The organism is Ideonella sp. B508-1, from assembly GCF_000333615.1.
Lineage (GTDB): Bacteria > Pseudomonadota > Gammaproteobacteria > Burkholderiales > Burkholderiaceae_C > Ideonella.
In genome coordinates, this window is the sequence record NZ_BADL01000548.1 from 1 (window position 1) to 7,672 (window position 7,672).

Annotated in this window: 6 protein-coding genes; 3 read left to right on the forward strand and 3 right to left on the reverse strand. The window is 67.1% G+C overall.

Features of this window, described 5'->3' with window-relative positions:
• The 3 genes from I73_RS21560 to I73_RS21570 all read right to left on the reverse strand — a co-directional run.
• The coding region (locus I73_RS21560; protein WP_022982521.1) for a thiamine pyrophosphate-dependent enzyme at window positions 1-415 on the reverse strand (415 nt) is incomplete at its 3' end.
• Window positions 416-436: 21 nt separating this feature from the next.
• Window positions 437-2,146, reverse strand: a complete 1,710-nt coding sequence (locus I73_RS21565; protein WP_026097041.1) for an FAD-binding protein — start codon at window positions 2,144-2,146, stop codon at window positions 437-439.
• Between the two features lie 9 nt (window positions 2,147-2,155).
• Window positions 2,156-3,523 carry an SRPBCC family protein gene (locus I73_RS21570; RefSeq protein ID WP_022982523.1) on the reverse strand — a complete coding sequence of 456 codons (1,368 nt, stop codon included), beginning with the start codon at window positions 3,521-3,523 and terminating at the stop codon, window positions 2,156-2,158.
• Between the two features lie 648 nt (window positions 3,524-4,171).
• Here I73_RS21570 and I73_RS21575 point away from each other — a divergent pair.
• The 3 genes from I73_RS21575 to I73_RS21585 form a co-directional block, all read left to right on the forward strand.
• On the forward strand, window positions 4,172-5,332 hold the full coding sequence (locus tag I73_RS21575; protein ID WP_022982524.1) for an acyl-CoA dehydrogenase family protein: 1,161 nt from the start codon (window positions 4,172-4,174) through the stop codon (window positions 5,330-5,332).
• Entirely contained in the window at window positions 5,329-6,474 is a 1,146-nt protein-coding gene (locus I73_RS21580; RefSeq protein ID WP_022982525.1) for a CaiB/BaiF CoA-transferase family protein, read from the forward strand. Before I73_RS21575 ends, I73_RS21580 begins: the two co-directional genes overlap by 4 nt.
• Before the next feature lie 14 nt (window positions 6,475-6,488).
• The coding region (locus I73_RS21585; RefSeq protein WP_022982526.1) for an acyl-CoA dehydrogenase family protein at window positions 6,489-7,672 on the forward strand (1,184 nt) is incomplete at its 3' end.

Consider the following 7,672-nt stretch of genomic DNA (forward strand, 5'->3'; position numbering starts at 1 on the left):
CGCCGCGCAGCTTGGCCGCCAGCGCGAGCCCGTTGGCGATCGGCATCGAGCTGCCGACGATGCCGGTCGTAACCATCACGCCCGAGGCCGGATGAGTGATGTGCATCGGACCGCCCTTGCCCTTGCAAGTCCCGGTCGCCTTGCCGGCGATCTCGGCCCACAGCAGCTTGGACGGGACGCCCTTGGCCAGCATGTCGTGGATGCCGCGGTAGATCGTGCAGATGTAGTCCTCGTCGGTAAGATTCACCGAGATCGCTGACGGGATCACCTCCTGCCCGCGCGGCGAGTAGTACGGCGCCACGATCTTGCCGGACTTGATGACGGCGCGGAAGCGGTCGTCGCTGCGCTGGATCAGCGCCATGCGCTTGTAGATGTCGACCAAGATGGCCTTGTCGACGCGGTTCTCTGGATTCATGTCAGGCTTCCTGAAGAAAGTTCATTGAGGCGTCGCGCCGAGCGCATGGTGCGCGGCGATGTAGCCGAACGTGAAGGACGCACCGATACTCGCGCCCGCGCCGGGATAGCAGCGCCCCACGACCGACGCGGTGCAGTTGCCGGTCGCGTACAGCCCGTCGATGGCGGAGCCGTCGGACCGCAGCACGCGGGCATGCTCGTCGGTCACCAGGCCGCCCGCGGTGCCGACGTCGCCCGGGTACATGCGCACGGCGTAGAACGGCGGCTTCTCGATGGCGCCCAGGTTGGGATTGGGCTTCACCGTCGGATCGCCATGGCAACGGTCGAAAGCCCGGGAGCCGCGGCCGAAGTCCTTGTCCACGCCCGTGGCGCAAAACCCGTTGAAGCGCTCGAGTGTGCGCTGAAGCCCCGCGCGGTCGATGCCGGTCCGGGCAGCGAGTTCCTCGATCGACCCGGCCTTGATCATGTAGCCGCTGTCCAGCCACTCCTTGGGCACTTGCCCGGGCTGCGCCGTTCCCCAGGGGTAGTAGGCGCGCTGGCGGCTGTCCATGATGACCCAACTCGGCACCGCGCGGCCGGTCTTGAGCTCGCGCTCGTACATGCGCTGGCCGATCTCCATGTAGGCCCCGGCCTCGTCGCAGAAGCGCTCGCCGAGCTGGTCGACCATGATCGAGTACGGCAGCGACAGGTCCAAGTGGTGCATGAAGGGCAGCGGTGTGCCGTCGTCCGCGTAACCGCCGGGCCTGGGCGGCTTGCCGTCCGGCCCGAGCGAGGTGACCACCCACCAGGCCTCGTTCATGCAATCGGTCGCGGCACCCAGGGCCATCGCCATCTCGATGACCTCGCCGGTATCTCCCGGATTGGCGTTGGTCCAGTTCGCGGAACTGGGCTGGGGCTGGTAGGCCTTGCGCATGCGCGCATTGCGAGAGAAGCCGCCGACGTTCAGCAGCACGCCATCGCGCGCCTGCACCCGCACATCGCGCCCGTTGCGGCGCACGACCACGCCGGTCACGCGCCCGTCCTCGACGACCAACTGCGACAAGGGCGCCTCCGGCCAGATGGGCAGCTTCTCGCGCAGGGCCATCTGCAGCATGCGCCCCTGGATCGCCGCGCCGGCGCCGGCCAGGCGCGCGCCGGTCAGCTTGCCCTTGAGGATGCGCCAAGCCAGGCCGAGCGCCACCTTCTTGCCCGCCCATGTCCGCTTGACCAGCAGCAGCGTCGGCATCTCGTGCATCCACGCCGGCAGGCTGAAGCCCTTGTAGCGCGAGAGCCGCCTTTCCCAATCGCCGAGCTCGCGGGTGTCGAACAAGTTGGCCAACAGCGACCGGCCGCGCGGTTCGCCGCCGGGCAGCTCGTCGTAGTAGTCCGACCATCCGTCGGCGTAAACGAACTGCATGCCCTGGCGCTCCAGGAAGTCGATCATCATAGGTCCGGTGCGGATGAACGCATCGCGACGGGCCGGCGACGTACCCGGGCCATCGTAGGTCACGGCCGCATCGAGATACTCGCGAGCCCGTTCGGGACTGTCGGCCACGCCCGCGCGCTTCATCACGGGGTTGTTAGGCACCCACCAGACACCGCCGGAGAAGCCGGTCGACCCGCCGACCTTGTCCAGCTTCTCGACGATCAGCGCGCTTTTGCCGAGCTGCTTGGCGACGAGCGCCGCGCACATCGATCCTCCGCCGCTGCCGACCACGACGAGGTCGAAGGACTCGTCCCACTTGTTGGACATGGCGGTCATTCAGTCACCGGTCCGATCGCTGGACAGCATGTCGTCCAGAACCGCGTGGAAATTGGAGATCACCGATTCCTGCAGCGGATTCGTGCGCGCCCCCTTGAAGGCGCTGGATTTCATGCCGCGCTGCACCTCCACCATGTTGGCGAAGTCCTGCGAGAGGATCAGGCCGAAGCGCTCCACCGTGTCGGTCTTCCAGTCCTCCTTGCCCCAGTAGACCTCGCGCTTGAGCGGCGGCTCCGCGCCGGGCGCGTAGCGCACCAGCGAGCCGATGTCGTAGAAGCACGAATCGGGATCGTCGCCGTCGGGACGGGCGCGGTAGAAGAGCATCCCGTTCGGCGACATCAGGAAGACCATGTTCGGGAACACGTGCCAGTCCGTGCCGGCCTTGTAGACCTGCTCCGGCGTGATGTTCGGGTAGCCCGCGCCGGCGGCGATCGCCGCCTCGGCCTGGAACTGGCCGGCCTTCATCAGCAGCTGGAGGTGCGGCATGTCCGGCGGGCATTCCGTCAGGATGCGCTTGGAGGCCTCGGCGTCGCTGGCCGTGGTGATCGCCGCGAGCTGCTCCTCGAGATCGGTGAAGAACTTGACGATCCCGGGCCGCACGTCGTCCGGCACCGGACGGCCGGTGCGCGGCGACGGCGCGCCGGTCAGGCGGGTCGCCGTCGGATAGCCGAACATGCCGTGCTTGCCGAAGGTGAAGCTGCGCGTCGTGTCGTCGCCCTGGGTGTCGAGCAGTTGCGGGTGCGTGCCGAACACGTGATAGCCCTCGTTGAAGGCCTCGAGCGCCACCTTCCAGTTGCAGGGCAGCCGCACCGACTTGTACCAGCGGTAGCGCATCTTCTCGAACTCGTAGCAGTTCGTGTACTCCGGCACCGGCGCCAGGTGGGTCTCAAGCGGCTCGCAGTCAGGATCGAAGTTGACGAACACGAAGCCGGCCCAGGTCGACACCTTGATCTCGGGCAGCGTGAAGTCCTCGTCGCCGTTGTCGGGGCAGCCCGCCCAGTCATCGCGGTCAATGATGCGGATCACCTTGCCGTCCAGGTTCCACTGCCAGCCATGGAACTTGCACTGCAGGCGCGCCGCCGTACCGCAGCCCTCGGTCAGGCGGCGACCGCGATGGGGACAGACGTTGTGATAAGCCCGTATCGTGTCGGCGTCCTGGCGCACGACGATGATGGACTCGTCGAGGATGTCGTAGGTCACGTAGTCGCCGACGAAGGGAATTTCCTCAAGGCGGCAGGCGAGCTGCCAGACCTTCGGCCAGAGCTGGCGCTTCTCCCGCTGCAGGTACTCGCGCGAGGTGTAGTGCTCGGCGGGAACATAGTCCACGCGGACCCGATGCTTAACGGCAGTGTCCAAGACGGTCTCCATGGCCCGGCAAGTCGGGGCCCACTTGTGAATGACGTTCGACAATGTAAACACCATCTTTGGCCGATGTCAACGCTGTCAACCCGCATCCGATGGCATTCAGCCCGCCGCGGGTAGCGACAGCCCACCTACCGGGGAACGGGCGCCCGCGGACACCCCACTCACGCACGCCCGAGTGGCATATTCACAAAATAGAACACCGCAAGCATTACGGCCGGGAACGCACTTCGATCGGAAGATCGATGCCGAACAACGCCGGGCCCCGAGCAAGAGACCAGCCCCGACGCAGCCGAGCGCCCATGGCGCCGCGCGGACAGAGCGGGCGTCCGGGCTTTGCCGTGGCGTGACTCGCCGACGTATTCACTTATACGTACCATGTTCCTTTCTCAAGCTTGCCTTGACGAGGAACGCCCGTACCCGGACAGGCCAGACACCCGCCGCCATTACGCCAACCTGGCAAAGCGCGCGCACGCGCAGGTCTTGCCGCCAGGCCGCGCCCGCATCGATAGCGATGCGGACTACCCCCCCGCGCTGGCTCACGTCGGAACCCACGGAACAGTGCGAATTCATTATTCACAAATGTGCATTACGTTCATATAATAGACCCTCGACTCGCCATTCCAATCGACTTCCAACGAGGGAGCCCCCCCCTTGAGCTACGAACTCAGTGACGATCAGAAGAGCATCCAGGACCTGATCCGCCGCGTCGCCCGCGAGAAGGTCGCGCCGCGCGCTGACGAGATCGACCGCACGGCCGACTACCCGCAAGACATGTTCGAGCTGCTGAAGTCGCTGGGCCTGTTCGCCCTGCCCTTCCCGTCGGAATACGGCGGCACCGGCAGCACGCTGTCGGCCTGCGTGGCGGTCGAGGAGTTCGGGCGCGTCTGCTACAACACCGGCTACCTGCTGGTCGTGCAGTGGACGCCATTCGGCGCGATCCTCGCCGGCGGCACGCCGGAGCAGAAGCAGCGCCTCCTGCCCGGCCTCGCGAGCGGGGAGCTGCGCGGAGCGCTGTCCTTGACCGAGCCCCAGAGCGGCTCGGACGTCTCGGGCATCAAGACCACCGCCCGGCGCACGGCCGACGGCTACGTGCTCAACGGCTCGAAGATCTGGTGCACCAACTCCGACATCGCCGACTTCATCCTCGTCGCCGCCAAGACGCAGGACGAACAGGGCCAGCCCCTGGGCATCAACATGTTCATCGTCGACAAGGGCACGCCCGGCCTGACAGTGGGCCGCAAGGAGGACAAGATGGGCGCGCGCGGCGTGCCATCCTGCCCCCTGTTCTTCGACAACGTGGTGCTACGGGCCGACAGCCGCCTCGGCCCCGAAGGCGGCGCGGGCTTCAAGGTGGCGATGGAGGCGCTCAACACAAGCCGGCCGATCGTCGCTGCGCGCGCGGTGGGGATCGCCCAGGGGGCGATCGACCACACCGTGAAGTACATCCAGGAGCGGCGCGCGTTCGGTCACGCGATCTCCGACTTCCAGGGCGTGCGCTGGATGATCGCCGACATGATCACGCAGACCGAAGCCGCGCGGCAGTTGGTCTACCGCACCGCGGCGATGGTCGATGCGGGCGTCACGGGCAAGGCGCTGGCGCCGATGGCCGCCATGGCCAAGTGCTTCGCCTCCGACGTCGCAATGAAGGTCGCGACGGACGCGGTGCAGCTGTTCGGCGCGGCGGGCGTCTCGTCCGAGTACTCGATCGCGCGCTACTTCCGCGACGCCAAGGTGGTGCAGATCATCGAGGGCACCAACCAGATCCAGCGCAACATCATCGCCGGCAGCGTGCTCGGCAAGGCGGCCGCATGAGCGGGCCCTTGACCGGCCTGAAGGTCGTCGAACTCGCGGGCATCGGCCCCGGGCCGATGTGCGCGATGCTGCTCGCCGACCTCGGCGCCACGGTGATCCGCATCGACCGCAAGCAGCCCGCGAAGCTGGGCATCGAGCGGCCGTTGCGCTTCAACACGCTGCTGCGCAACCGCGGGATCATCACACTCGACCTGAAGAATCCGAGGGCGATCGAGACGGTGCTGCAGATGATCGAGAGCGCCGACGCGCTGATCGAAGGCTTCCGGCCCGGCGTCACCGAGCGCCTCGGGCTCGGGCCCGACGTCTGCCTGGCGCGCAATCCGAAGCTGGTCTACGGCCGCCTTACCGGCTGGGGCCAGGAGGGCCCCCTCGCACAACGCGCAGGGCATGACATCAATTACCTCGCGCTGACCGGCCTCCTTGACGCGATCGGCCGCGAAGGCCAGCCGCCGACGATCCCGCTCAACATCGTGGGCGACTATGCAGGCGGCTCCCTGTACATGGCCGTCGGCCTGCTGGCCGGGGTCCTGGAAGCGCGCCGGTCGGGCCAGGGCCAGGTCGTCGACGCCGCCATCGTCGACGGCGCCGCGCACCTCGCCACCACCTTCTTCGGCATGGTCGCCGGGGGCATCTGGCGCGAAGGCCGCGGGACCAACCTCACCGACTCGGGCTCGCACTTCTACGACTGCTATCAATGCGCGGACGGCGGCTGGGTGGCGGTCGGCCCAATCGAGGAGAAGTTCTTCGGCGAAATGCTCGCCAGGCTCGAGATCGATGCCGTGAGCCTGGGGCCGCAGCTCTCACGCGAGCACTGGAAGGCGGCCCGTGCCGTCCTCGCCGCGAAGTTCAAGACGCGCACGCGCGACGAATGGACGCGCCTGCTCGAGGACAGCGATGCCTGCGTCTCTCCCGTGCTGTCATTCAAGGAGGCGCCCGAACACCCGCACCTGAAGGCGCGCGCCACCTTCATCGAGATCGACGGCATCGTGCAGGCGGCCCCGGCCCCCCGCTTTTCGCGCACGGTGCCAGACAAGCCGACCGCGCCGCAGGCGCCCTCGCCCGCCCAGACCGATGCCGCGCTGGCAGCGTGGTTCGATGCCTCGCGTATCGCGTCGCTGCGCTCCGAAGGCCTCATCGACTGACAGAGACCCGCCTCATGGACCTGAGATTCACCGACGAAGAGAACGCCTTCCGACAGGAAGTCCGCACGTTCTTCCGGGAGGCGCTTCCGGCGGACATCCGCCGCAAGGCCGAACTGGGGCAGCGCATCTCCAAGGAGGAGATGCGCCGCTGGGTGCGCATCCTGCACGACAAGGGCTGGGCCACGCCTTCGTGGGCGCCCGAGTGGGGCGGTACCGGCTGGGACCCGGTGCGCCAGTACATCTTCAAGGAGGAGCTGCACATGGCGCCGGCGCCGGAGCCGATCTCCTTCAACATGAACATGATCGGCCCGACGCTGATCGCGTTCGGCTCCGAGGAGCAGAAGCGCCATTTCCTGCCGCGCGTCGCGCGCATGGACTACTGGTTCTGCCAGGGCTTCTCGGAACCCGGCGCCGGTTCGGACCTCGCGGCGCTGCGGACCACGGCCGTGCGCGACGGCGACCACTACGTGATCGAGGGCCAGAAGCTATGGACCTCCACCGCCCACCACGCCGACTGGTGCTTCGTCCTCGTGCGCACCGACCCGAATGCCCGCAAGCAGCAGGGCATCTCCTACCTGTTGATGGACATGAAGTCCCCCGGCATCACGATTCGTCCGATCGTCACAATCGACGGGCATCACGAGACCAACGAGATGTTCCTCGACAAGGTCCGCGTGCCGGTAGCCAACCGGATCGGCGAGGAGAACAGGGGCTGGGACTACGCCAAGTACCTGCTGGGCCACGAGCGCAGCGGCATTGCCCGCGTCGGCGTGTCGAAGATGCGCGTCAGGCGCGCCAAGCAGCTCGCTTCGCAGGTGATGGCCGGCGGCCACCCCTTGATCGAGGACGAGCGCTTCCGCGAGCGCGTCGCGAAGATCGAGGTCGAACTCAAGGCGCTCGAGATCACCCAGATGCGCCTGATCTCCGAGATCGGCAAGCGTGACGACGGCAAGCCCGATCCGAAGTCCTCCATCCTGAAGATGAAAGGCTCGCAGCTGCAGCAGGCATCGGCCGAGCTGCTGCTGGAGGTCGCCGGCTATAGCGCGATGGAGTTCGATCCGGAGTTCGTCGCCGGACTGCGAACGGACGTCGAGGGCGACGATTGGGCGATGGCCGTCGCACCCAACCACTATTGGGCCCGGCACGTCTCGATCGTCGGCGGCTCCAACGAGATCCAGCGCAACATTCTCGCCAAGAC

Bases quoted from the DNA above. Each gene is read 5' to 3' on its own strand.
- I73_RS21570 (WP_022982523.1), bottom strand. From the start codon at position 3,523: ATGGAGACCGTCTTGGACACTGCCGTTAAGCATCGGGTCCGCGTGGAC.
- I73_RS21580 (WP_022982525.1), top strand. From the start codon at position 5,329: ATGAGCGGGCCCTTGACCGGCCTGAAGGTCGTCGAACTCGCGGGCATC.
- I73_RS21565 (WP_026097041.1), bottom strand. From the start codon at position 2,146: ATGTCCAACAAGTGGGACGAGTCCTTCGACCTCGTCGTGGTCGGCAGC.